At 60.9% G+C, this 23,804-nt stretch carries 17 protein-coding genes; 6 read left to right on the forward strand and 11 right to left on the reverse strand.

Translation table 11 applies throughout. The annotated features are described in order from the left end of the window. Positions 1-4: 4 nt before the first annotated feature. Positions 5-841 carry an alpha/beta fold hydrolase gene (locus KZJ38_RS32225; protein ID WP_219801093.1) on the reverse strand — a complete coding sequence of 279 codons (837 nt, stop codon included), beginning with the start codon at positions 839-841 and terminating at the stop codon, positions 5-7. Positions 842-1,179: 338 nt separating this feature from the next. On the opposite strand from KZJ38_RS32225, the gene KZJ38_RS32230 reads away from it, so the two are divergent. From KZJ38_RS32230 to KZJ38_RS32240, 3 genes are all read left to right on the forward strand, one after another. After that, on the forward strand, positions 1,180-1,971 hold the full coding sequence (locus tag KZJ38_RS32230; protein WP_219801094.1) for an ABC transporter permease: 792 nt from the start codon (positions 1,180-1,182) through the stop codon (positions 1,969-1,971). A gap of 91 nt (positions 1,972-2,062) precedes the next feature. Next, positions 2,063-3,055, forward strand: coding sequence for an ABC transporter substrate-binding protein (locus KZJ38_RS32235; RefSeq protein WP_219801095.1), 993 nt, complete (start codon positions 2,063-2,065; stop codon positions 3,053-3,055). Between the two features lie 48 nt (positions 3,056-3,103). Next, a complete protein-coding gene (locus tag KZJ38_RS32240) occupies positions 3,104-3,937 on the forward strand; it encodes an ABC transporter ATP-binding protein (protein WP_219801096.1) in 834 nt (277 codons plus the stop codon). Positions 3,938-4,046: 109 nt separating this feature from the next. Here the strand turns inward: KZJ38_RS32240 and KZJ38_RS32245 are convergent, their stop codons facing one another. Both KZJ38_RS32245 and KZJ38_RS32250 read right to left on the reverse strand, forming a co-directional pair. Further along, positions 4,047-5,081 carry a porin gene (locus KZJ38_RS32245; RefSeq protein WP_246641874.1) on the reverse strand — a complete coding sequence of 345 codons (1,035 nt, stop codon included), beginning with the start codon at positions 5,079-5,081 and terminating at the stop codon, positions 4,047-4,049. Between the two features lie 255 nt (positions 5,082-5,336). Continuing rightward, positions 5,337-7,001 (reverse strand): UbiD family decarboxylase, encoded by a 1,665-nt coding sequence (locus KZJ38_RS32250; RefSeq protein WP_219801098.1) that lies wholly within the window; start codon positions 6,999-7,001, stop codon positions 5,337-5,339. 443 nt (positions 7,002-7,444) lie between these two features. Between KZJ38_RS32250 and KZJ38_RS32255 the strand changes: the two genes are divergently transcribed. After that, the gene (locus KZJ38_RS32255; RefSeq protein ID WP_425518390.1) at positions 7,445-8,050 is read left to right on the forward strand and encodes a UbiX family flavin prenyltransferase; all 606 of its coding nucleotides are present in this window, start codon (positions 7,445-7,447) and stop codon (positions 8,048-8,050) included. An 88-nt stretch (positions 8,051-8,138) separates the two neighbouring features. On the opposite strand, the gene KZJ38_RS32260 is transcribed toward KZJ38_RS32255, so the two are convergent. Next, entirely contained in the window at positions 8,139-9,248 is a 1,110-nt protein-coding gene (locus tag KZJ38_RS32260) for an iron-containing alcohol dehydrogenase (protein ID WP_219801099.1), read from the reverse strand. 317 nt (positions 9,249-9,565) lie between these two features. After that, a complete protein-coding gene (locus KZJ38_RS32265) occupies positions 9,566-10,678 on the reverse strand; it encodes a lactonase family protein (protein ID WP_219801100.1) in 1,113 nt (370 codons plus the stop codon). A gap of 659 nt (positions 10,679-11,337) precedes the next feature. On the opposite strand from KZJ38_RS32265, the gene KZJ38_RS32270 reads away from it, so the two are divergent. Next, entirely contained in the window at positions 11,338-12,996 is a 1,659-nt protein-coding gene (locus KZJ38_RS32270; RefSeq protein ID WP_219801101.1) for a tetratricopeptide repeat protein, read from the forward strand. A 101-nt stretch (positions 12,997-13,097) separates the two neighbouring features. Here KZJ38_RS32270 and KZJ38_RS32275 read toward each other — a convergent pair whose 3' ends face one another. Next, a complete protein-coding gene (locus KZJ38_RS32275; protein WP_219801102.1) occupies positions 13,098-13,862 on the reverse strand; it encodes an SDR family NAD(P)-dependent oxidoreductase in 765 nt (254 codons plus the stop codon). Positions 13,863-14,003: 141 nt separating this feature from the next. Here KZJ38_RS32275 and KZJ38_RS32280 point away from each other — a divergent pair, with 141 nt between their 5' ends. After that, complete coding sequence (locus tag KZJ38_RS32280; RefSeq protein ID WP_219801103.1) at positions 14,004-14,921, forward strand: LysR family transcriptional regulator; 918 nt, start codon at positions 14,004-14,006, stop codon at positions 14,919-14,921. A gap of 4 nt (positions 14,922-14,925) precedes the next feature. Here the strand turns inward: KZJ38_RS32280 and KZJ38_RS32285 are convergent, their stop codons facing one another. The 5 genes from KZJ38_RS32285 to KZJ38_RS32305 all read right to left on the reverse strand — a co-directional run bounded on the left by KZJ38_RS32285 (position 14,926) and on the right by KZJ38_RS32305 (position 23,787). Then, complete coding sequence (locus KZJ38_RS32285) at positions 14,926-15,570, reverse strand: hypothetical protein (RefSeq protein ID WP_219801104.1); 645 nt, start codon at positions 15,568-15,570, stop codon at positions 14,926-14,928. Positions 15,571-15,754: 184 nt separating this feature from the next. After that, the gene (locus tag KZJ38_RS32290) at positions 15,755-17,920 is read right to left on the reverse strand and encodes a putative bifunctional diguanylate cyclase/phosphodiesterase (protein ID WP_219801105.1); all 2,166 of its coding nucleotides are present in this window, start codon (positions 17,918-17,920) and stop codon (positions 15,755-15,757) included. Between the two features lie 827 nt (positions 17,921-18,747). Next, positions 18,748-20,181, reverse strand: coding sequence for a TolC family protein (locus tag KZJ38_RS32295; protein ID WP_219801106.1), 1,434 nt, complete (start codon positions 20,179-20,181; stop codon positions 18,748-18,750). 46 nt (positions 20,182-20,227) lie between these two features. Next, a complete protein-coding gene (locus tag KZJ38_RS32300; RefSeq protein WP_219801107.1) occupies positions 20,228-21,649 on the reverse strand; it encodes an HlyD family type I secretion periplasmic adaptor subunit in 1,422 nt (473 codons plus the stop codon). Between the two features lie 5 nt (positions 21,650-21,654). Next, positions 21,655-23,787 (reverse strand): type I secretion system permease/ATPase, encoded by a 2,133-nt coding sequence (locus tag KZJ38_RS32305; protein WP_281425845.1) that lies wholly within the window; start codon positions 23,785-23,787, stop codon positions 21,655-21,657. Between the last annotated feature and the right edge of the window lie 17 nt (positions 23,788-23,804).

The raw sequence follows: 23,804 nt of genomic DNA on the forward strand, positions 1-23,804 counted from the left end.
GTGCTTATCGCGCACAGCCGGCGCGATCGAGCAGCTTATGCAGTTCGTTCGCGACGATGTCCGGGGTTTCGAGCGGCGTCAGATGGCGCGCCTTCGGAATCTCGACGAACGTCGAGCCGGCCACGCCCTGATGCAGCGCACGCGCCATCGCAGGCGTCGCTGCGTAATCTTCTTCGCCGACGATCACACACGCCGGCACCTTCACGTCCTTCATCAGCGCGCGGCCGTCGAACGCGCCGAGCATGCGGCCGGTCGCGGCGAATTGCGCGACGCCGTTGCGCAGGAACGTATCGACGCAACGCTGCACGACGTCCGGGTTAGACGCGCGGAATGCGTCGCTGAACCAGCGCGTGGTCTGGAATTCGACGAGCGGCGCCATGCCGACTGCTTCGGCTTTTTTCATGCGCTCGTCCCAGTCTTGCGGCGCGGTCTCGCCGTACCACGCGGTCGTGTCGATGAGGCCCGCGCCGATCGCGTCGGGATAGGTCGCCGCAAATTCGAGCGCGACACAACCGCCCATCGACGCGCCCGCGATCAGCACATTGCGAAAGCCCGTGCCGCTCACGACGTCGTACACGTCTTGCGCGAACTGCGTCACCGTGTATGGGCCCGCGACCTTGTCGGACGAACCGTGCCCGCGCGCATCGATGGCCAGCACGGACGCGCGCGGCAGCAGGCGCTCGACGACGGGCGTCCAGAAGTAGCGGTCCATCGCAAGCGAGTGCACGAGTACGACGCGCACCGCGTTCTGCATTCCGCCATAGAGGCTGTAGCCGATGCGCGCGCCGTCCCGCACGGTGACGTGGGATGAAACGACATCAGGGCTGATCGGTTGATTCATTGCTTTGCTCCGCTGGCCGAAAGGTGAAATCAGGGCTGGCTCGATGCCGCGCGCCTGTTTCACTGCGTTTCAGGTGCGCGTCAGGTCTGCTGCGAGCCGGTAAGCGGATATTGCGGGGCCGCTGCTGGCGCGGCAAACGACGATCATTCATGCCCCGTATGAAAACTATTCATTGCCTTGCGAAGAGGCGCATTGCGTGATCCAGCCTGCCTGCGCGGATGCCGTGCCCACCCTGCCGGATGAATTTCTCTCATGTTCGGCATGAACAATTAGCGTTTGCCCACTGCCGGTCGCGCGGTCAATCTCTGTGGCACCACTCACCACAGAGGTTTAATGCCGTGAATGTCACGAGGAAAATCCTGAATTCGCAGTGGGTCCGTCCTCTGCTCCTGATTGTCGTCGTCATCGTCGCGTGGGATCTCGTGATCCGCGTGTTCAAGATTCCGCCGTACCTCGTGCCGACGCCCGAGGCGATCGGTCAGCAGATCGCGGCGCAATGGCAGATGCTGCTGCAGGAATCGCTGCCGACGCTCTATGCGACGCTCGGCGGCTTTGCGCTTTCGGTGCTGATCGGCGTGCCGATCGCGATGCTCGTGGCCGCGTCGCCGCTGATCGAAAGCTATCTGTATCCGCTCGTCGTGTTCTCGCAGAGCATTCCGAAAGTGGCCATTGCGCCGCTTTTTGTCGTCTGGTTCGGCTTCGGGCTGTTTCCGCGCATGCTCGTCGCGTTTCTGCTCGGGTTCTTTCCTGTCGTCGTTTCGACCGTGCTCGGCTTCAAGTCCGTCGAGAAGGACCTGATCGATCTCGCGAAATCGATGGGCAGTTCGCCGATCAAGACCTTCTTCAAGATCAGCCTGCCGCATGCGTTGCCGTCGATCTTCTCGAGCATGAAGGTATCGATCACGCTGGCGGTGGTCGGCGCGGTGGTCGGCGAATTTGTCGGCGCGAATTCGGGGCTCGGCTTCGTGCTGCAGCGCGCGAACGGCAATTTCGATCAGCCGCTGATCTTCTCGGCGCTCGTCGTGCTTTCCGTGATCGGCGCGCTGCTGTTCGTCGTGATCGACATGCTCGAGCGCGTCGCGATTCCGTGGCACTCGTCGCATCGCGCGCGACTGCTCGGCAAGACGTAACGCGCCGCACGCAAAGCATGGCGGCACAGGCACTGCGCGCAACGCGCGGTGCCCGATTCGAATTTCCACATCACAAAAAGCAGGAGACGATATGAAGCTTAAACGGCTATTGCGCGCGGCAGCGGCACTCGGTTTCGCCGCGTTCTGTTGCGCAAGCGGCAGCGCCTATGCGAAAGACTCGTTGAGCATGATGCTCAACTACACGGTCACCGGCGCGGTCGCACCGTTCTATCTCGGCAAGGTGCGCGGCTATTACGACGCCGAAGGCATCGACCTGAAGCTGATCGAGGGACACGGTTCGGGGCCGACCGTGCAGGCCGTCGCCACGCATAACGCGGATATCGGTTATGCCGATTTCAGCACGATGGTGAAGGTGGCGGCGATAGGCGCGCCCGTCAAGGCGATCGGCGTGCTGATGCAGGAGAACCCGACCTCGGTGGTCGGCCTTGCGGAAAAGAACATCAAGACGCCGCAGGACATCAAGGGCAAAACGGTCGCGGTCGCGCCCGGCGATGCGTCGTCGCAGATCTGGACCATGTTCATGAACAAGGTCGGCCTGAAAGACAGCGATTTCAAAACGATTACCGGCAACCCGCAAACGACGATCAATGCGGTGATCACCGGGCATGCCGATCTGCTGGTCGGCTTCGCGACGATTCCGCTGATTTCCGTCGAAGAGGCCACGAAAAAGCCTGCGCGCGCGATCCGCTTTGCCGACTATGACGTCAACGTCGCGACGCTTAGCATCATCGCGCGCGACGACATGATCAAGGACAACCCCGATCTGCTCAAGCGCTTTATGCGTGCGACGGCAAAGTCGGTCGACGCAGCGGAGAAAGACCCGGCCGCAGCCGTCGATGCGCTGCTGAAAACGCTGCCAGGCGCCGGCTCGCGCGAGACGATGATCCGCACGCTGCAGGCGACGATTCCGTTCTACCGGACGCCCGAAACGGAAAAGCTGCCGATTTTCCATGTCAGCGCGAAGAACATCGACAGTTCGGTTGCGTCGATCGTTCAGTACAGCAAGCTCGATGCGTCCGCGAATGCGCCGGCGAAGTACTACACGGGCGCGTTCGTGCCTTGAGCGCCGCACGCCTCGCCCCCTCTTCCCTCAATTCAGATCCGTTCCGCCATGACCACCGTACTGAAGCTCGACGAAACCCACTATCGAACTCCCGCCGCGTCGCCGGCACGGCCGCTGATCGAGTTGCGCAACGTGACCAAAAGCTATCGCAGCCGGCAAGGCTTGATGCAGGCGCTGCGGCCGCTCGACTTCGACATCCGCGAGCGCGAGTTCGTCTCGATCGTCGGCCCGTCGGGCTGCGGCAAAAGCACGCTGCTCAAAATGGTCGCGGGACTCGAACCGATTTCGTCGGGATCGATGACGCTGTCGGGCCAGTCGATTAGCGGTCCGCAGAAAAACGTCGGCATCGTGTTCCAGAGCGCTGTGCTGCTTGCGTGGCGCAATGTGCTCGACAATATCCTGCTGCAGGCCGAAATGCGCCATATGCCGAAGCGCGATGCGCGGCAGAAGGCGCACAAGCTGATTGAAATGGCGGGTCTCGTCGGCTTCGAGGAAAAGTATCCATGGCAGCTGTCGGGCGGCATGCAACAGCGCGTCTCGATCTGCCGCGCGCTGCTTCACGAGCCGTCGGTGCTGCTGATGGACGAACCGTTCGGCGCACTCGACGCGATGACGCGCGAAAGCATGAATATGGAGCTGCAGCGCATCTGGCTCGAATCGAAGAAAACCGTGCTGCTGATCACGCACAGCATTCCCGAAGCGGTGTTTCTGTCGGACCGCGTGCTCGTGATGTCCGAACGTCCGGGCGGCATCGCGGCGATCTACGATATCGACCTGCCGCGGCCGCGCCCGCTTGAAGTGATGGCGACGCCGGCGTTTCTGCACTATACGAAGACCATTCGGGCGCACTTCAACGCGCAGGGTTCGCTCGACGAGCATTGATTGATCTGCGCGAGCAGCAGGCGGTAAAAAATCGGCAGGAATCGCGAGATTCCTGCCGATTTTGTTTTGCTTAGGCTAACGGGCGCAGCGCGCCCGACTGAAGCATTCTTTAGAACCAGTGGTTGATACCGAACGAAATACCCGTCTGCTTTTCATGCCCCGATGCGTTGAGCGACGCATTCTTCACATACACACCGGTGAAGTGCGTATAGTCGATGTCCGCATAAAGCTCGGTGCGCTTCGACAGCAGATAAACGATGCCGAGAATCGCCACGTCCTTGCGTCCATCCACACCGGCCGTGGTGTTCTTGTTGTCGTAATACGCGGCCGTCGCATTGAAAAACCGTGTGACCTGATAACGCACGCCGCCCCACAGGTACTGGTTGCGCGTCTTGCCCCTCACGTTAGCGGGTACGGCCTGCATATCGAGCGAGTAGCCGGCCATCATGTCGACCGGGCCAACGGAAAGCGTGCCGCCTGCCGTGTACTGGTCGTTATTGAAGAACTGGCTCGAGGTCGCAGTCAACGGATTCGAGCGGTGCGTATAGCCTGCGCCGAGCTTCACCGTCTCGGTGCGGTAGTTCAGGCCGCCCGCGAGCACCGAACCTTGCGCGACGCTGCCCGGCACACCACCCACCGCCACTTCGCCGCGCAACACCCACGGCCCGAAATTGCCGTGATAGTTGATGTCGTTGTCGTCGCGGCCTGTGTTTCCGCCCGATACGGCCGTCGCTTCCGTGATGCTCAGATAGTGGAAATCGAACGGTTCGAAGTCCTTGGTCAAAAAGTGCTGCAACGTAAATTGCCGGCCGATATCGACCTGCCCGAACGGTCCGCCGAAACCGACCGTCGACGTACGCTGGAACAGCTGGTTGTTCGTGTTGTTGTTCTGGCCTGTGGAAAGCACATAGCCCGCTTCGAGATTGAAGCGCACGTAGTACCCGCCGCCCAGATCTTCCTTGCCGATAAAGCCCCAACGGTTCGAGTTATACGTGCCGTTCGACGCCATCGAAAGCGCTGCGCCGCCTGCTTTGGTCCCGTTCACCAGATTGCGCAAACCGCCATCGAGCGAACCGTATAGCGTCACGCTGCTTTGCGCATGCGCGGTATTGCCTGCTGTGAAGCCGAACCCTACCAACGTCATTGCCGCCAGCGATCGCGTCAACATAACGACGCGCGCAGCGCCAACTGCTCCTCCTTTTTTATACATATCTCACCTGTTGATGTCGTTCTATTCGTGAGGCCGGACGTGCAAAACCAATACGCGAGCAAGGCCCGATGAGGAACGGCGCCGCATGCGGCCGGCCGCTCGAAGCGCCGCTGTCTCCAGTCGACGGCGCTTCGACACACACACAAGGCGCGCTTTTCCTTCAGCCTGTCGCGCGAATGAGAATGGGGCTTACATGTCGTTCTTTTCCTCGCTTTTCCCTTCGTGCTTCTCTTCAAAGTACCAGGCCGAGTCCTTGTTGATCCACTCGGGCCCCACGCGTTGACTCGTCTGCTCTTCGCCGGTCACGAAGTACTCGCTCCTTACCGCGCGCTGCGCCATCGCTTCGTTGCGCTCGTCCCAGTCGCCCATCGAGACGCCAAACCACGGCCATTCCGGACGCAGCGCCGGCAAACCGAGCTCTTCCCAGATCGCCTTGGCGTTTTCCATATACGGCTTAGTGGGTAGCGACATCGGCGGCAGCTTTTCCTTGAGCGTCGCGTTCATCAGAATCACGCCGTCCACCGCGTCGTCGCCACGCTCCGCACCCGACGTGCGCGGGCCGTGGCCCGTATCGCGGCCATGCAGGATCTGCACGTCCTTGACCGCGTTCATGCGGTAGCTCATCGACCAGAAGATCGCATCGCTGTTTTCAGGGTTGATGTCGTTGCTGACCGCGACCACGAGCTTGCCGACCGCGGGCTGCAACGAAGCGGCGCCCATCAGCGCACGCCAGATTTCCGTTTCGGTGGCCTTTTCGTTGAACACGACGATCACGAGCTTGCGCAGGTTTGTCAGCGGCTCGTGCATGACGACCTTCTCGACGCTCGGAATCCGCAACGCATTGCGCAGATGGTCGAGAAACAGCGGCTCGAAAGCGACTTTCTTCACGAGAGAGCTTTCGCTCGGCGTGACCTGGCTGATGATCGAAACGAGGTGTGCGTTCTTGCGCCGCGTAATCGCGGTCACATTCATATACGGGTTGAATTCCTGCAGGTTCACGTGACCGTGCGATTCGCCGAACGGTCCCTCCGGCTCGAGCGAATCGGTCGGCACGAAGCCTTCGATCACGATTTCCGCGTCGGCGGGCACGAGCAGATCGTTTGTCTTGCACTTCACGACGCGCAGCGGCTCGCCGAGAATCGCACCGGCCACGCCGAGTTCGTCGACATCGATCGGCAGCTTTTGCACCGAGCAGAACGACACGGCCGGATGGCCGCCGATCACGAGCGCGGCCGGCATCGGCTTACCCATCGCCTTGTACTTGAGCCAGTGCTGATAAATGCCCTGCCCCATTTCGATCGACGGATTGCAGCCGACACGGCGCTTGCCCTTGATCTGGCCGCGATACGTGCCCATGTTCTGCACGCCGTTTTCCGGGTCGACCGAGATGTACTGCGAGCATGTCGTGTATGGCGCGTTGTCGAAGCCCGGCGTCGAGATCGGAATCGGCAGGTGTTCGAGACCCTGGCCGTCCACATCGAGGTCGTCGCCAATAAAGCAGACTTCCTGGCACGGCGCGTCGCTCACCACGACCGGCTTCACGGGGTTGCCCTTCGCCTGCTGCCACTTCTTGCCAATCTGATCGACGGGCACGCCCATCCCGATCGAGTACACCTCGCGGTTGATCGATAGCGCGCCCACCACCACCGGCAGTTCGTAGCGGCGGCCCTTGCTGTCGACGACGTTGTGGAACACGAACGCCTTGCGGTCCGATTCGGGAATGCCGCCGCGCAATTGCCAGCGCACCAGAGGATGCAGCTCGGTATCCTTGTTGATTTCTCGGTGCACGTGCACAACGAGCCCTTTTTCTTCGAGGGCTTGCAGATGTGTCTGGAATGAAGGGAAATTCTTCATGGTGGTCCGGTTAGTGAACGGGGAAATATCAATCAGCGCAACAGCGGAACATGGATTGCGTAGTACACCGACGGGTACCTCGACAGATAAGGACCGCGCAGCGATCATCGAAGTCCGATCGCCGTGACGTGTTCCATTCCATGGGTTACATTGCGCGACGGGTCGCGCGGCAGTTCGCGCAAGACTGTCAGCGCAGACTGAGGCAGAACCAGCCACGTCGCAAACGGTGATTTCTCATGTGCGGCATGAACAGATTTCATCCGATGTGACCGGCCCGGAGACGATGAATCGCGCTCATGCCTTGCATGAACAGATTTCGTTTGAGCCGCATGACGTCTGTCATGCAACCTTCAAACTGGAGATGGGGACATGATTCGCGCTCAGCGAGGCATACCCCTCAAGCGGACCTCGACGCGGGACAACCGCTCAACAAGAGAACGATCGTGACAAACCGACGCAAACGTATCGTGGTGGGGATCAGCGGCGCCTCAGGCGTGATTTATGGCATCCGGCTGCTGGAAATGCTGCGCGAACTCGATATCGAGTCGCATCTCGTGATGACGCGCTCGGCGCAGATGACGCTCGCCTACGAAACGCAATGGCGCTCGGCGGACGTGCAGGCGCTGGCGCACAAGCACTATCCGAACGCCGATATCGGCGCGGCGATTTCGAGCGGATCGTTTCCCGTCGACGGAATGATCGTCGCACCGTGCTCGATGAAAACCCTGGCCGAGATCGCCACCGGCAACACGGGTTCGCTGCTGTCCCGTGCCGCCGATGTGATGCTAAAGGAACGTCGCCGAGTCGTGCTGATGGTGCGCGAAACGCCGCTGCATCTTGGGCATTTGCGCAATATGACGACCGTGACCGAAATCGGCGCGATCGTCTATCCGCCTGTGCCGGCGTTCTATGCGCGGCCCGATAGCCTCGAATCGATGATCGACCATACGCTGGGGCGCGTGCTCGATCTGTTCGATATCGACGCGGGCACGGTCAAGCGCTGGACCGGGCAGTTTGAAGTGGATGTGGCGCGGCTCGCGACGGTTTAAGCGCGCGGCTTAAGGGCGACGGTTTAAGAACGTGCGGCTCAAGCGCACGATTCGAGCACGTCGCGTATGCGCTGCCATTGCACCTGGTTTACGCCGCCGTGACGCGGCTCCATGCCGCAAGATCGCCGGCGTGTGCATGCCTGAGCATTGCTTCGACGTCGGCCATTGCAATCGGACGTGGATTGACAACAGGCGTGCGCAGCGCAAGCGCGGCGGCATCCGCGATGTCGTTCGACGAAAAGCCGATTGCTTCGAGCGAGCGCGGCGCGCCGTGGGCGATCGCGAATTCGGCGAGCCCCAGCGCAAGCGGCTGGCCGGGAAACAGGTCCGACAGAGCCGCGAGCGCGGGCACATGGCCGATGTTCAATGCGATCGAATAAGGCAGCATCACCGTATGCGCGTCCGAGTGCGGCAGCCCGTACGTACCGCCGAGCAGATGCGAAATGCGGTGATGAATGCCCATCCCAACTTGCGATAACGCTTCTCCACACAGCCACGCACCGCTGAAACATCCGGCCGCCGCCTGCTCGCGAGCGCCACTATCCGCGTTAGCAAGCAAGCCCTTCAAGCCGCCGATCATCTTGCGAATGCCGGTTTCGGCCAGTGCCTGCGTGAGCGGATTGATTTGTGGCGAGTACAAGGCCTCGACGGCGTGCGCAATCGCGTTGATTCCGCTGCACACCACGACGCCTTCCGGCAGCGTCAACAGCATCGAAGGATCGTAGATCACCGCGCGCGGCAAGACATTGCGGTTGTACGTCGGATGTTTGACGCCCTCCTTCGTCACGCCGAACACCCACGTCACTTCCGATCCCGAAAAATTCGTAGGAATCGCGACGATCGGCAAACCGAGTTCGTTGGCGACGCCTTTCGCGGTGTCGATCGCGGTACCGCCGCCGAATGCGACCAGACCGTCCGCCTTGGAATTGCGCGCAACAGCGAGCGCTTCCGAAATGGTGTGCTCCGGCACATGCGGCACCACACCGGTGAATTGCGCCGCTAACCGCTGCTTCGCCGCAGTGCTCGCGAGCTTATCGAAGCGCGCGGCAAGGTTCGGCGAACTGACGAGGACGAAGCGCTGGATATTCAACGCCTCGAGTTCGGCCGCCAGAACGTCAGCGATCGGCGCGCCGAATACGACGCGATGTTCGCGCAGATCGACCTTGAACGGCGAAGGCAAATGGATGGCATCGCTCATACAGACAACTCCTTGTGTTTAACGATGGTCGACAACGGCTGCTTCGTTGAACAAAGGCCTTGACGCATAAGACAGCGACTCATCTCACGGCCGATTCCTCTTTATTGGTGATAGTTTTTTGCGAACGCAGCAACGCACGTGACCCTATTCGAAGATCACTTTATACATCTTTGACACACACGTCAAGAAAACGTGAATGAGGCAGCGGCGCAGCTTCGGCCGCGGTTAGCATGTCTCGGCGCTAGCGAAGACGTGGAGCTTTCGGCAGGCGCGCTCGGGAAGCAGGCGCCACCATTGGCCCACGCTTCGCAATGGACTCAGCGCGCGGCGATTCCTTGTGCACCTGCAGGTACGCCAGTCACCGATCCCACAGGGCTGAGCGTACCGTCAGTCGAAACGCGAAATCCGCTAATGGCGCCATCTCCTTCGCGCACATACAGAAATTTGCTGTTTTTAGTGAGCGCGAGATCAAACGGTGCACTCAGCACGGCGGCCTTGGCGTTCATCAGTCGGATTGTGCCATCCGCGCCGAGTCTCAGACTGCTAATCGTTTGGCCTCCCGCATTTGCCGTGAAGGCGTAGCGCCCATCGCCTGTGGTAACAAGCCAGCAGGGTGCAGCTTGTCCCAACGGGATAGACGCGCTGATCGAATTGAGGTGTCGGTTGTCTTCGACATCATACGAAGACACTGATGCTGAACCCGCTTCCGCTACGAAGAGATAGCCTCGATTCGTGACCGAGAACCCGAAAGGTGTAACGCCGTTTGAGGGATGCGGTACGGGACCCGTCGTATAACCGAGAAACCCGACTTTGAAGGTATCAATGAGCTGCGTTCCTTTCTCGGTGACGATGAGCTCGTCGCCGTCCGGGGTGAAACGTACCTGCGCGGGTTGCGCATTAGCCCCACCCGCTAGTGATCGCCTCGAGTTTGCCAGCGGTATCAAACGCTTCCCGAAGGCATCGATGAGATAGCCATTGATATTCGGCTCGCCGCCGGCGTTCACCACATAGGCGGTGAACCCGTTTACGGCGATGCTGACAGGCATTTGCCCGCCAGAAGGCTTGCGGTCGACAAGCGTCAGCTTCTTTCCTTCTATCGCAAACATCGATACGTCGTTGCTTCCGGCGTTCACCGCGAGAAGGTAGCCAGAGCCGAGCGTCAAAGCGCCCTGCGAGGCCAGAGGATCGGTTCCCGTGCCCGCCCCTTTACCACCAGTCGGGTACGACGCTTCGAATCTGAGCGTGCCGCTCGGGGACCGTGAGTAGACCAGAACGGAGTTCCCGGTGGGCTGGTTAGATAAAACATATACAGCACCGGCAGGCTCCGTCTCGGAGTCGGCGTTCGCCACGTTGTCCATTGCCGCAACAAGAGCGAACGTGACGAAGGCGCCGCGAAACCAGAACAGAAAACAGGACCGACGTTTTTCCATTACAGAATCTCCATGATGTTCTGCGGAACAGCGGCGAGACGCAACGCTCCGGGGCAAAGCCCGGAGACGGCTCACAATCCGCCAGGATAAGTTGAAGTACGGTAGGACACTTGAAGCCGCGCGTGCTCTCGCGGCAAGGCTCCACGTTCGGTGTAGATCAACATCGTGCGGAATTGCGATATATCGCGTCCGCGGATGATCACGTGGATTTGTCGTTGGCTAATGCGGTAGCGGTGGGGTGGCTGCTCTGCGGGAGAATGATAGGTGTTAGGTCCCGGACATACAAAAGTCCGCGGGTATATCTTTTCTATCGTTGTGGCACGGGCCCTGGTGTGCGCGTGCCGATCTCGAAGGCCGTCAGATCCCGAGGTCCGTCGAGACCCGCGTTAGCAGGCGTCCATCGCATGACGATGTTTCCTGCGGATTGTGCCGGCCGCCGCGGCGCATGCGTTCGGCTTGTACGTCCAAGGTCCACTACCGGAGTCGTTCGCAGGCAGCTAGTCTAGTTTGCACGGGCAAACGAGGCCGGTGCTGCTTTTCAGGAATCACGCCATGGTTCGGGCAAGGCGGATTGCCGATCGTCGCGCCGCGCCTAAGCCTGGCCAATGTGGACCCACGATCAAACACGGCCCGACGAAACTGAGATGACGGAGAAACCTATGACCTATTTCGATCTCGGCCCCTATAGCCGCAAAGTCACCACCTCCGCGCCGGAAGCCCAACTCTGGTTCGACCGGGGGCTCAACTGGCTCTTTGGTTTCAACCACGGCGAGGCCATCAAGTGCTTCCAGAAGGCGCTCGAGTATGACCCGCAATGCGCGATGGCGCATTGGGGCGTCAGCTATGCGTCGGGGCCGAACTATAACCTGCCTTGGGATCGCTACGACCCACACGGTCGGCAACTGGCGTTGTCGGCCTCTTATGATGCTGCATTGCTGGCGCTCGCGCATGCCGGGAAGGCAAGTCCGGTCGAGCAGGCAATGATCGAAGCACTGCCTGCGCGCTATCCGCAGCGCGAGATGATCGAAGATATGACGCCATGGGACAAGGCGTACACGAAGGAGATGCGCAACGTCTTCGAAGCCTTTGCCGACGATCTCGACGTCCGGGCAGTCTTTGCCGAGTCGATCATGAATGAGACGCCGTGGAAAATGTGGGATTTGCGCTCCGGCAAGCCCGCCGAAGGAGCCGGTACCGAGGAATGCAGGGCCGTCCTTGAACACGCTTTCGATAACGTACCGGCTGCGTGGGATCACCCCGGCCTGCTGCATCTCTATGTTCACCTGATGGAAATGTCGCCGTTCCCCGAGCGGGCGCTGCGCGCGGGCGACCGGCTACGATCGATCGTTCCGGACGCGGGCCACCTGATCCATATGCCGACCCATCTGGACGTGCTATGCGGGTACTACAACGACGTCCTCACGTATAACCAGAAAGCACTGGTGACCGACCGCAGGTTCCTCGGCTATTCGGATGATCCGGGCGTCTACCTGATCTACGTCATCCACAATTTTCACTTCGCGATCTACGGCGCGACGTTCCTTGGCCAGTTCACACCCGCCATTGCGGCCGCTGAAGAACTGATCGCCTCGATCCCGGAAGCGGTGCTACGTGTTCAATCGCCGCCGATGGCCGATTTCCTCGAGGGCTACCTGACAATGAAGCAGCACGTCCTCGTGCGCTTCGGGAAATGGCACGACATCATCGAACAGGATTTGCCGGCGGATCAGGTGCTCTACTGCTCGAATGTCGCCATGATCCATTATGCGAAGGCGGTCGCGCATTCCGCGCTCGGCAATGTCGCCGCGGCGGAGGCCGAGAAGTCATCATTCATGGCGGCAAAGGCCCGCGTGCCGGAGACGCGGCGCGTGCATAACAACCTTGTCGTCGACCTCCTGAGCGTTGCCGAGTCGATGCTGAACGGCGAACTGGAGTATCGCAAAGGCAACTACGATTCTGCCTTCGCGCATTTACGCAGGTCGGTCGAGATAAGCGATGGGCTGCCGTATGACGAGCCTTGGGGATGGATGCAGCCAACCCGCCACGCGCTCGGGGCTTTACTCCTCGAGCAAGGGCGGATCGACGAGGCGGAGTCCGTTTATCGTTCCGACCTCGGTCTCGACGGCAAACTGAGCCGGGCCTGCCAGCATCCCGACAATCTGTGGTCGCTGCACGGACTGTACGAATGCCTGGTTCGTCGTGGAGAAAAGATCGAGTCAATGCTGATCAAGCAGCGGCTTGACCTCGCGCAAGCGCGGGCGGATGTTCCGATCAAGTCGTCCTGCTTCTGCCGCCGAACGGCGATGGCGGCCGGATAGCTAAACGCGTTGATTTCATCGCGCTCGAAAGCCGTACGCGCGGGGCGCGGGTGCGATTTTCGAAGACCGCCCCCGCTACGCCCTGCGCGCTCGAACGACGACTAGATCTGCTGCTGGCCGCCATCGACGAACAGCTCGATGCCGTTCACGAAGCTCGCGTCGTCCGAGGCAAGGAACAGCGCGGCGCTCGCGATCTCGGCGGGCTCGCCGAGGCGCGCCATCGGGATCTGGGCAGCCAGGTGATCGGCGAGTCCCTGGCGTTGGGCGGCATCGTTGCCGGCGAGGTCGAGCAGGCCGGGCGTGCGCGTCGCGCCCGGGCTGAGCGTGTTCAGGCGGATGCGGCGATCCTTCAGATCGAGAATCCAGCTGCGTACGAAGGAGCGCACCGCGGCTTTCGAGGCCGAATACACGCTGAATGCAGCCGTGCCCGCGCTGCCTGCCGTCGAACCCGTGAGAATCACCGACGCGCCCTCGGCGAGCAGCGGCAGCGCCTTTTGCACCGTGAAGAGCACGCCCTTCACATTGCGATCGAAGGTGTCGTTGTAGTGTTCTTCGGTGATGCCGCCAAGCGGAACCATCGAACCGCCGCCGGCGTTCGCGAACAGCACGTCCAGATGCCCCTGTTCTTCCTTGATCTGCGCATACAGCGCGTCGAGCTCGCCCAGCTTCGCGGAATCGACACGTACACCGGTCGCGTTGCCGCCTGCTTCGCGGATGCCCTTCACCGCGGCATCGAGTTCAGCCTGACGGCGGCCGGTGAGGTAGACGTGCGCGCCTTCTGCCGCGAAACGCTGTGCGGTGGCGAGGCCGATGCCGCTGGTTGCGCCGGTAACGAGTGCAATCTTGTTGTCGAGCTTGCGCGCCATGGTGTTTCTCCCTTCATTCGGTAAATGGATGACCGCGGTCGATAGTGCGTACTGCGATGTAAGGAGAATATCGACGCCCCCGGCTTTTCGAAATAGAATTGATTGCAAACTAACGTTGCAAAAATGCAAAGATGAGGGGAAATGGCGAAGCTGCCTGATTTCGAAGGACTCGCGATGTTCGCGAAGGTCGCCGAGGAAGGATCGTTCGCGGCCGCGGCGCGCACGATGGGGGTGTCGGTGGCCACGGTCTCGCGTGGCGTCGCTCGCCTGGAGGACCGGCTGGGCGCACGGCTTTTCAACCGTACATCGCGCCAGCTCTCGCTGACCGAGTTCGGCCGGACGATCTGCGAGAAGGCCGGAGAGATCTACCGTCAGGCCGAAGAAGCCGAAAGTGCCGCGCGCGAAATGTCAGTGCAGCCGCGCGGACGGGTGCGCCTGGCCGTGCCGATGTCGTACGGGCTGCGCTGGGTTGCGCCGCTGCTACCCGGCTTCTTTCGCGCGTACCCGGAGGTGTCGATCGACCTGCATCTTTCGGATGCGTCGGTCGATCTGGTTGCCGATGGGTTTGACGCCGCACTGCGCATTGCCGAGCTGCCGGATTCGTCGCTGGTCGCGCGACGGCTGTGCGCGGTCACACAATTCGTGGTGGCGTCGCCGGCGTATCTGAAGCGCGAAGGTCGGCCTGCGCATCCGCGCGAACTGGTGGAGCGGCCGTGTCTCTCATACGCGTACCGCGCGCGCAGCGATGTGTGGCGCTTCACGAACGCCGCGGGCGAGGAGGAGCCGGTCATGCCGACCGGCCCGTTGCGCGTGACGAATTCCGATGCGCTGCTGCCCACGCTGCTCGACGGCCTCGCCATTGCCGAGTTGCCCGAATTCATCGCCGGCGAATATCTTGCCGATGGCCGCCTCGAAGCGATCCTCACCGACTGGTCGTTGACCAAGGGCGGCCTTTACTTCGTCACGCCCTCGGCGCGCGCGCGCCCTGCGAAGGTGGCTGCGCTGTCCGATTATTTTGCGGAGCATCTGTCCGATCCGTCATGGCGATGGCCGAAGTAATGCGTCAGTTCCGGATGTTTTCCTCGCAATCTTCCCAGTACCGCAACGGATCACGATGTTGTGGATAGCGTAAGTCAAGCCACGCCGACAGCCTGCTCCAATCTGGATGATGGGTACCGGTCTGAGCGGACCAGGTCGATGACCGCTCAAGAATTCGACCATTGCCACGATCACGGACAATCAGGCTGCCTAAACCGCTTGAACTGTTCGCCTGTGATTCGACCAGATACCGCGGCAGAATTTTGAGTTCAGCATCCGCAGCCCATCCGTACAAAGCGCGGACCACGCCGGACGGATCGCGCAGCTCGATGGGGCCGCTTTCCGGGCGAACGGCTTTCCATCCTTCCGGGAATTCGGTGACGACCTCGTTTTCAGTTTCCCTCATCCACTTCACGCGCCATGCCCGGACCATTGCCTCGCGCATCTGAGACACCGACGCGTAGCCGGCAGGCAACGCGATCGCCTTCGGAAGCGTAATGAGGTTGTCCTTCCAGAGTTTCGTTTCGTCGTCGACGCGCTCGACTACGTCGAACGCGCCTGCTTCGAATGGATTCTCGGGCCGGCCCGATACTTTTGCGTTCCCGCTGGGCAACCCCTCGAAAAGACGCTCAGCATCATGGCGGGTCAGTTTTGTCTTTCCTTTCTTCATCGGTCTTCCTGCCGCAAAGTTGTCTCGCTAACACCTCGGCTGTGGCGACCGAAGTCGGCAGGCCGCTTCCTCCCAACCCTGCTTCAAGGTGTGCGCAATCGTATTCTGCCCTACCCGTTCAATCCCGACCTCGCGAGCGGCCATAGCGTTGCCTGTTCTGCCCTGCCCGAGCAGAGATTGTGCGTCACTCCGCCCCCAAAACGCCTGAGGATATCGACATCGGAAAAGGACGGATGACCACGTCGCCCACCTTACCCTGCGAACGTGGCGGCGGACCGTCAGTCGCGACGATCCGGTCCGCGGCACGACGCAGGAATTCAAGACATTCTGCGGCAGGCAACGGCCGACTCAACAGGAAGCCCTGCATCTGATCGCAGGAAAGGTCGCTGAGCGTGCGGACTTGCGACTCCGACTCGACGCCCTCCGCGACGACGTCGATCTGCAACGCGCGCGCGAGTGTCACGATAGCGGACAGTAATGCGCTGCCGCGCCGGCCGCCCGTATCGAGATCGCGCGTGAACGACCCGTCGATCTTGATCTGGTCGAACCTGAAGCGCTGCAGATAGCCGAGACTCGAATACCCGGTGCCAAAGTCGTCCATGGCGATGGTATAACCGCGCGACTGCAGGGCTTCGATCGTACTGCTCGTCTTCTCGATGCTCTGCATGGCCGTCGTTTCCGTGATCTCGAACATCAAGCGGCACGGATCGACACCGGCCGCGCCGATCAGCGCGTCGATCCTGTCTACCAGGTCTGGCACGTTGAACTGGACCGGAGAAAGATTCACCGCCACAGAAATCGCGGGGAGCCCTTGCGCGTCCCATAGGGCGATGTTGCGACAGACCTCGCGGAGCACCCAGTCGCCGATCTCGACGATGAGGCCCGAGCGTTCCGCGATAGGGATAAATTCAAGCGGCGGGATCTCTCCGAGATCCGGATGATGCCAGCGGATCAGCGCCTCGACGCCCGTCACCGATTGCGATACGACGCTGAACTTCGGCTGGAACGACACGCTCAGTTCGCCATCGCTCAACGCACGATGGAGGTCGCGTTGCAGGGTCAGCGACCTGAGCGCCGTGTGATTCATTTGCGGCTCGAACACGCGGAATGTGTTGCGTCCATTCTGCTTCGCGGCGTACATCGCGGCGTCCGCGCTATGCAGAAGTTCGTCGGCATTGCTGCCGTCACGAGGGTAAAACGCGATGCCGATGCTCGCACTCACACGCAGCGGCAATTCGTTGACAACGATCTCCTCGCTCAGTCGTCGCAGCACGTCATGGGCGACCGCTTCGGCGGACGATGCCGCGCCCCGATCATCGAGGACGATGACGAATTCATCCCCGCCGAGCCGGGCAACCATGTCGGCCGGATGCAAATTCTGGCGCAGACGTTCGGCGCACACTTGCAGCAAGTCGTCGCCCACGCCGTGTCCGAGCGAATCGTTGATTGACTTGAAGCCGTCGAGGTCGATGAAAATCACGGCAAACAGCGATTCCGTGCGCGCGCATTCCGCCACTGACTGCGCGATACGCAACGAAAGCTGCTGGCGGTTGGGGAGATTCGTTAATGCGTCGTGCGTACCCAGATAATGCAGTTGGCGGTTCGCGCGCTTAAGCGAGATGGATAGACTGCTCGTGTGGAAGCCGAGCAAGGCAAGCGTGCCGACCAGCATGATGAATGATGTCGCCGTGACGACGAGCGCGAGCCAGTTCGCATCAAGCTTGTCGCCCGAGAGGCAAACGCTGCCCGCGGCGAAGTTGGCGGCGCTCATGCCCAGATAGTGCATGCCCGTGATCGCGAGCGCCATGATGCAAGCCGCGCCGAGCCGCTTGATGACGAGATTCTCCACATCCGGCGTGCGCAGCGTGAAGGCAAGCCACAGCGCCGCTATCGAGGCAGCGATCGCCACGCCCACCGAGAGCATCACTTTCCAATCGGTGTACTCGATTTCCGGGGACATTTGCATCGCGTGCATGCCGGTGAAGTGCATCGCGGCCACGCCGACCCCCATGATCGTCCCGGCGACGCAAAGACGCGTGTGCGAAAGCGCGCCTCGGCTCGCGGTAGCAAGCGCGATCAGCGACACACTGATTGCAAGAAATAGCGATGCCGCGGTGGTGGGGAAATCGTAGCCGACGGCGACCGGTAGCGAGAAAGCGAGCATGCCGATGAAGTGCATCGACCAGATGCCGACGCCCATGGATAGCGCGCCACCGATGAGCCATAGCGGCTTCCGTCTTGTGCTGGCGAGCGCATTCAGGCCACCCGACAGCTCGACGGCCGTGTAAGAAGCAAGGAATGCGACGACTAAGGAAAGGCAGACCAGCAGCGGGTTGTAGACACCAGTCATCGGCTCTCTCTGGTTTTTTGCAGCGTTTTTTGCAGCAGTCTCGTTCGACCGGCTCTTTTTCTGTTGATCCGGTTTCGGCACGTACGCCGGGTCAGCGCGAGGCGCAACTTCCCCGCTGTTCTATCGACAAACAATCGAATAACTTTATGCGGCTGCAGGCAGTGGGGGCGATAGGACAAGCGGTTCGTGCGGTGCGTCTGCGGATGGTCGTATTCAGGGAACATCACCTATGTCCATAACCACAGCGCATAAGCCGTCTCGAATCCGATTTCCCCTTTTTAACCGAGTCACTGATGTTAATTTGCTTTTGTATTGTGCTCCGTTATTCACAGTGAAGTTCGAAGGTCTGCTGCTAGAGCCAAGCGATTGTGCGCGGGGGCTGCCTTGGACTTCTTTAGACTAACAAGCGGTCACCTCCGGTGATATCACGAGCCCGACTGCGGTTCGATGCATCCAGCATCTGCAGACCGCTGCCAGGCAACCGTGTCGTAGAAGCGATAACTCGCCCGTCACACTGTTCGATTTTCGGCAGGACGAAGTGCATTACGAATGCATTGCACGCGACTTGTGAAAGCGCGCAGGGCATTTGGCATGACCTTGCTGAGAAGCGGGCAATCGATAGCCTTTCAGTACGATGGCCTCGTACGCGCAGAACACGAATACAGCAAATGGGCCGTTACGAGATCCAGGCAATGGGCTGTTCACGACCCTTCTCGGACATTCGTCGAAAATCCGACGAATGTCTGTTGTGGGGCGTAATCGAGTCGTTGGACATCCGCACAGCATGCGGCATACTTCATGTCACCATGGTTGTCCTGTGCCTGGCGCTATTGAGATACGTCTGTGACATCTGACATACCCAGACGCCCCAGCTTCCCCGCCAGCTGCAGCCGATCATTACGCCAGTCCGTCAGCGCCTGGATTCTCTGCTTGCGTGCATCCGCCAGTGCCGATTGCGCATTCAACAGTTCCAGGATATTGCCCACACCCGCTGAATACCGATGCTGCGCCGCTTCAAACGAACGGGTTGAGACCTCGAACAACTCGGCTGAATTGGTCACATTCTGAATGCCGGTCTGAAGCGTCTGGTAACTCGTCCAGACATCAAGCGCGACGTGTTGCGCCACCTCGTTGACCGTCTCGCGCTGCACTTCTGCCTGTGCCTGAGCTTGCATGACCTGGTAGTTCCGGACAAAGCCTTCGAAGATCGGAATACTGACCTGGACACCGATGAACCAGTCGTGGCCCGTCGCGGGAAACTCCGGAATACCCAAACCGAGTGAGGCTGGTTGATTGTTTGCACTGTATTTTGCAACCAGGCTCACACTCGGCAAGCCCTCCGCGCGCGTCTGATCTGCCTTCGCGCTTGCCGCATCGGCTTGAGCACGTGCCGCGAGCAAACTCGGATGCATGCGCTCGGCATCGTCGATGAGATCGTCGACTGATTCGTTAAACGACGAATCTGGCATGACACCATCAACAACGGCGGGCAAAATCAGTGCCGTCGACGGTGGTAGATCCATATCACTCGCTAGCGTGCCAACGGCCGTAGCGAGGTCTCCTTCGGCTTTCGACCGCGCGGAGACCGCCTGAACATACGACGTCTGGGCCTGAAGTTGATCGCTGACCGGCGCTATCCCCTTACCCACACGCTCCGAAGCTGCAACAAAGCTTCCATGCGCCAGCGTCTCGGTCTGTCGCGCTGCATCGAGTGCTCCCCACGCTGCCTGCGCCGCATAATAGTCTTTCGCGACATTCGCGAAAGTGTCCTGCAATGTGGCCTCCTGATTCGCCCGCGACGCCGCGAGCAATTCCGTCGCATTTCGCAGCGCAGCGCTCCGTCCGCCAAAGTCCCATAGCACCCAGTTCGCCGACACCGTTTCAGACCGGACTGCGGTCCGATTGGCCGAACTCAGTTCGGGATGCCCCGTGACGTTCGTCACCGAATCGTCCCGCACGCCCTGCCAGGTCGCCGACAGGGTTGGCAGATAGGCACCTTTTCCGGCGCCGACCGCGGCCGCCTGGACCTTGACGTTCGCCCACGCCTCTCGTGTCTTAGGATTGCCGCACAGCGCGCGCTCGACCGCTTCGCCGAGTGCCAGCGGGGAGCCCACGCCACCGAACGTGCACGGCATACCCGCCACGGTGCCGTCCAGAAGGTGGCCGGCGGCAGTCGGGCTAACATTGCGCTGCGTGCGGAATACGTCGAATTCCTGAGCGTGCGCCGCTACCACCCAGGCAAGGCAGACGCATGGCAGCATGTAGCGGCGCGTCCTCCTCCATTCATGCCTGATCGCCCCATCGCTTCTACCGCTCACGAAAACTCTCCGACGAAGTGCGCACCAGTGGCCCCAGAAAGTATTGCGCGACGGTGCGCTTTCCTGTCCTGATCTCGACTGTCACCTCCATGCCCGGCGTCAGATTCACCCACCGGTTGTCGACCCGAAAACGGTTCGACGGCAACCGCACGCGCGCCGGAAACGTCAGCCCCAGTTTGCGGTCCTGCGTTGCATCGTTGGATACGGAAATCACCTTGCCGGTCAGGTAGCCGTACTGCGAATACGGAAACGTCTCGATCTTGACGATCGCAGTCTGCCCGACCTCGACAAAGCCGATATCCTTGTTCTCGATGTTCGCCTCGACTTCCACCGCGTCGTCCGGGACGATTTCCATCAGCGATTGCGCGGTCGTCACGACGCCTCCGACCGTATGCGTGTTCAGCTGCTGCACCGTACCCGACACAGGCGCGGTCAGACTGAGCAGCTTCTGTCGCGTGTTCGCCTTCGTCTCATCGTCCTCGCTCTGCACGCGTTGCTGACGCGCCTTGTCGTAGGCATCGAGCTGCTCCCTGCGAAACTGGGATGCAATGGACTCCATATCCGCGCGCTGCTCCGCGATGCCAGCGGCCAGTTCTCGTGCGTGCGCCTGCTGTGCGGCAAGTTCGTGTTCCTGCTCGAGCGCGGTCCTTTCCTTGTCCAGGTAGTCGTTCGCGGCGACGTACTTGCCCGCCACCAGCCCCTTGTAGTTGTCGGCCTGCTGCCGCGCGAGCGGCGCGGTCGATTGCAGTTTGGCAATCTCCTGCCTCGTGCCGTCCAGTTCCGCCTCGCGTTTGAGCCACTCGTTTCGCGAACTCAGGTACTTGTCCTGAAACTCCCTGTACTGGCCATTCGCGTAGTACTGGATCTGCTGCTGGTCGTCGGTCGACGCGCCCTCGACCAGCGCCACGCGTGGAGCAACGCCCTGCTCCTGCGCGGATAGCAGCGCACTGGCACGAGCCATCGCAAGCGCTGCCTCAATTCTGGATTTGCGCGCCTTGTCGGCATCGGCCGCCGCCTGCGTAGTATCGAGTTCCATCAGCAGTTGTCCCGCTATGACGCGCTGTCCGTCCCGAACCGCAATACGCCGAACCACCCCTGTCATGGCAGGTTGCACAACCTTTACGTGAGCGTCCGGCGCAAGCTTCCCCTTTGCAATCGCGACGATGTCGAGCTTGCCGAACACCGCGATGATCACGATTGCCGCTACGAGAACGACGATGATGCGCATCGTCCATCTGGGCGCGGGATGCACCGGCGTTTCCACCAGTTCCAGATGGCCGGGCAGGAACTGCAACTCGTGCCTCAGGCGGATGGGGGAGTCGAGTTGTGCACGATTCGTCCAGGCCGATCGAAAAACCGTCGCATAGCGCGAACAGAGCGCGAATAATGCTTCAAGACGATGTGAATACATGAGGCTCACCCGTTCTGAAGCGACACAAGGTGCGCGTAGTAGCCGCCCTTTCCGAGCAGTTCCGCATGCGCACCACTTTCCACGACTCTCCCCCTGTCGAGCGCGATAATCTGGTTCGCGTCGCGCACCGCGGTCAGACGGTGAGCAATGATAATCACGGTGCGGCCTGCACACATCGAGCGCATATTGTTCTGTATGACACGCTCCGTTTCGAAGTCGAGCGCGCTCGTCGCTTCGTCGAAAATCAGGATGCGGGGATTGGTGACGAGCGCGCGGGCAATCGCAATACGCTGCCTCTGTCCTCCCGATAGGGTCGAGCCATGTTCTCCGACGACGGTGTCGTAGCCTTCGGCAAGTTCGGTGATGAAGTCATGCGCACCGGCGAGTTGTGCCGCCTGAATCACCGCTTCAAGCGACAGGCCCGGGTCCGTCACTGCGATGTTCTCGCGTATCGACCGGTTAAAGAGCAGGTTTTCCTGCAACACCACGCCGATCTGCCGGCGCAGCCAGGCCGGATCCGCCAGCAGCAGATCCATGCCGTCGATTTTCACGCGGCCATATTCCGGCACATAAAGCCGCTGCAGCAGCTTGGTCAACGTGCTCTTGCCGGACCCCGATCGCCCCACGATACCGATGACCTCACCCGGGCGTATCGTTAGTGTGATGCCGTCAAGAATCAGCGGGCCGTCCGTCCGATAGCGAAAACGTACGTCCTCGAAACTGATTTCGCCCTTGACAGCGGGGCCGGCCTGACGACTTGCGGAAAGCTCAGTCCGAGTATTCAGGATATCGCCGAGACGGCCCATCGAGATACCCACCTGCTGGAAGTCCTGCCAAAGCTGCGCGAGCCGCAGCACGGGCGCGGCAACGCGCTGCGACATCATGTTGAACGCGATCAGTTCTCCGACCGTGAGCCGGCTTTCGATCACGAGCTTTGCGCCCAGATACAGCGTCGCGACCGTCACCAGCTTGCCTACCAGCTGGATCAGTTGCTGTCCCACGTTACCGAGCGCACTCGCGCGGAAGCTTGTGGAAACATACGCGGCAAGTTGCGTATCCCAACGGCGCGTGAACTGCGGTTCGAGCGCCATCGATTTGACCGTTTCCGCTCCCGAAACCGCTTCGACAAGGAAAGACTGGTTATCGGCGCCGCGCGCGAACTTCTCGTTGAGCCGCGTACGCAACATGGGCGTGAGCCCCATCGAGATCGCCGCATAGACCGGCAGCGACACGACAACGATAAGCGTCAGCCATACGCTGTACAGACACATCACGGCGATAAACACGATCGAGAACAGCAGGTCGATCACCGCCGTGAGTGCCTGGCCGGTCAGAAAGCTGCGGATGTTTTCGAGCTCACGCACCCTTGCAACCGTTTCGCCGACTCGCCGGCTCTTGAAGTAGGCAACGGGCAACGCAAGCAGATGCCGGAACAGGCGTGCGCCCAGCTCGACATCCATGCGGTTGGTCGTGTGTGAGAGAACATAATTGCGCAGCCCTGTCAGCAGCGCTTCGAATAGGCCGGAGACCAGCAGTGCGATGCAGACCACATTGAGCGTGCTGAATGCGCGGTTGACGAGCACCTTGTCCATCACAACCTGGAACATCAGCGGCGAAACCAGCCCGAACACCTGCAACACGATCGATACCATCAGGACTTCGATCAGCAGCCGCCGGTACTTGACCACAGCCGGAATGAACCACGAGAAATCGAAGTGCGCGAATTCGCCGGATAGCGATGCACGCGAGGCCAGCAGCATCACGGTGCCGCTTGCGCGTTCACCAAGGACGTCGCGTTCGATCAGTCTCGGCGCGCTCTCTGAGGGCTCGAGAATCAATACCTTGTCGCCATCCGCCCGGGCAACAATAAAATGCGCGTCGTTCCGGTCAAACACGAGCGCCGGCAGCGACATCCTGTTCAACCGGTCGACCCGCAATGGCACGACACGCGCCTTCAGGCCCATCGACCGCGCACTGCGCACGAGGTCCGCAGCGGAAAAATAGCCGTTTTCCAGCGCAGCCGCGTGACGCAGCTGCGCTGCATCGGTTGCGACTCCGTGAAAGCGCGCGATCAGCACGAGCGCGGCGAGCCCGGCGTCGTGCGGAGCGTCTGAAGCCTGTTGCGGCGCCGCCATCATGTTTTCACCCCGTAGCT

Origin of the sequence: Paraburkholderia edwinii (assembly GCF_019428685.1) — a bacterium.
Taxonomy (GTDB): domain Bacteria; phylum Pseudomonadota; class Gammaproteobacteria; order Burkholderiales; family Burkholderiaceae; genus Paraburkholderia; species Paraburkholderia edwinii.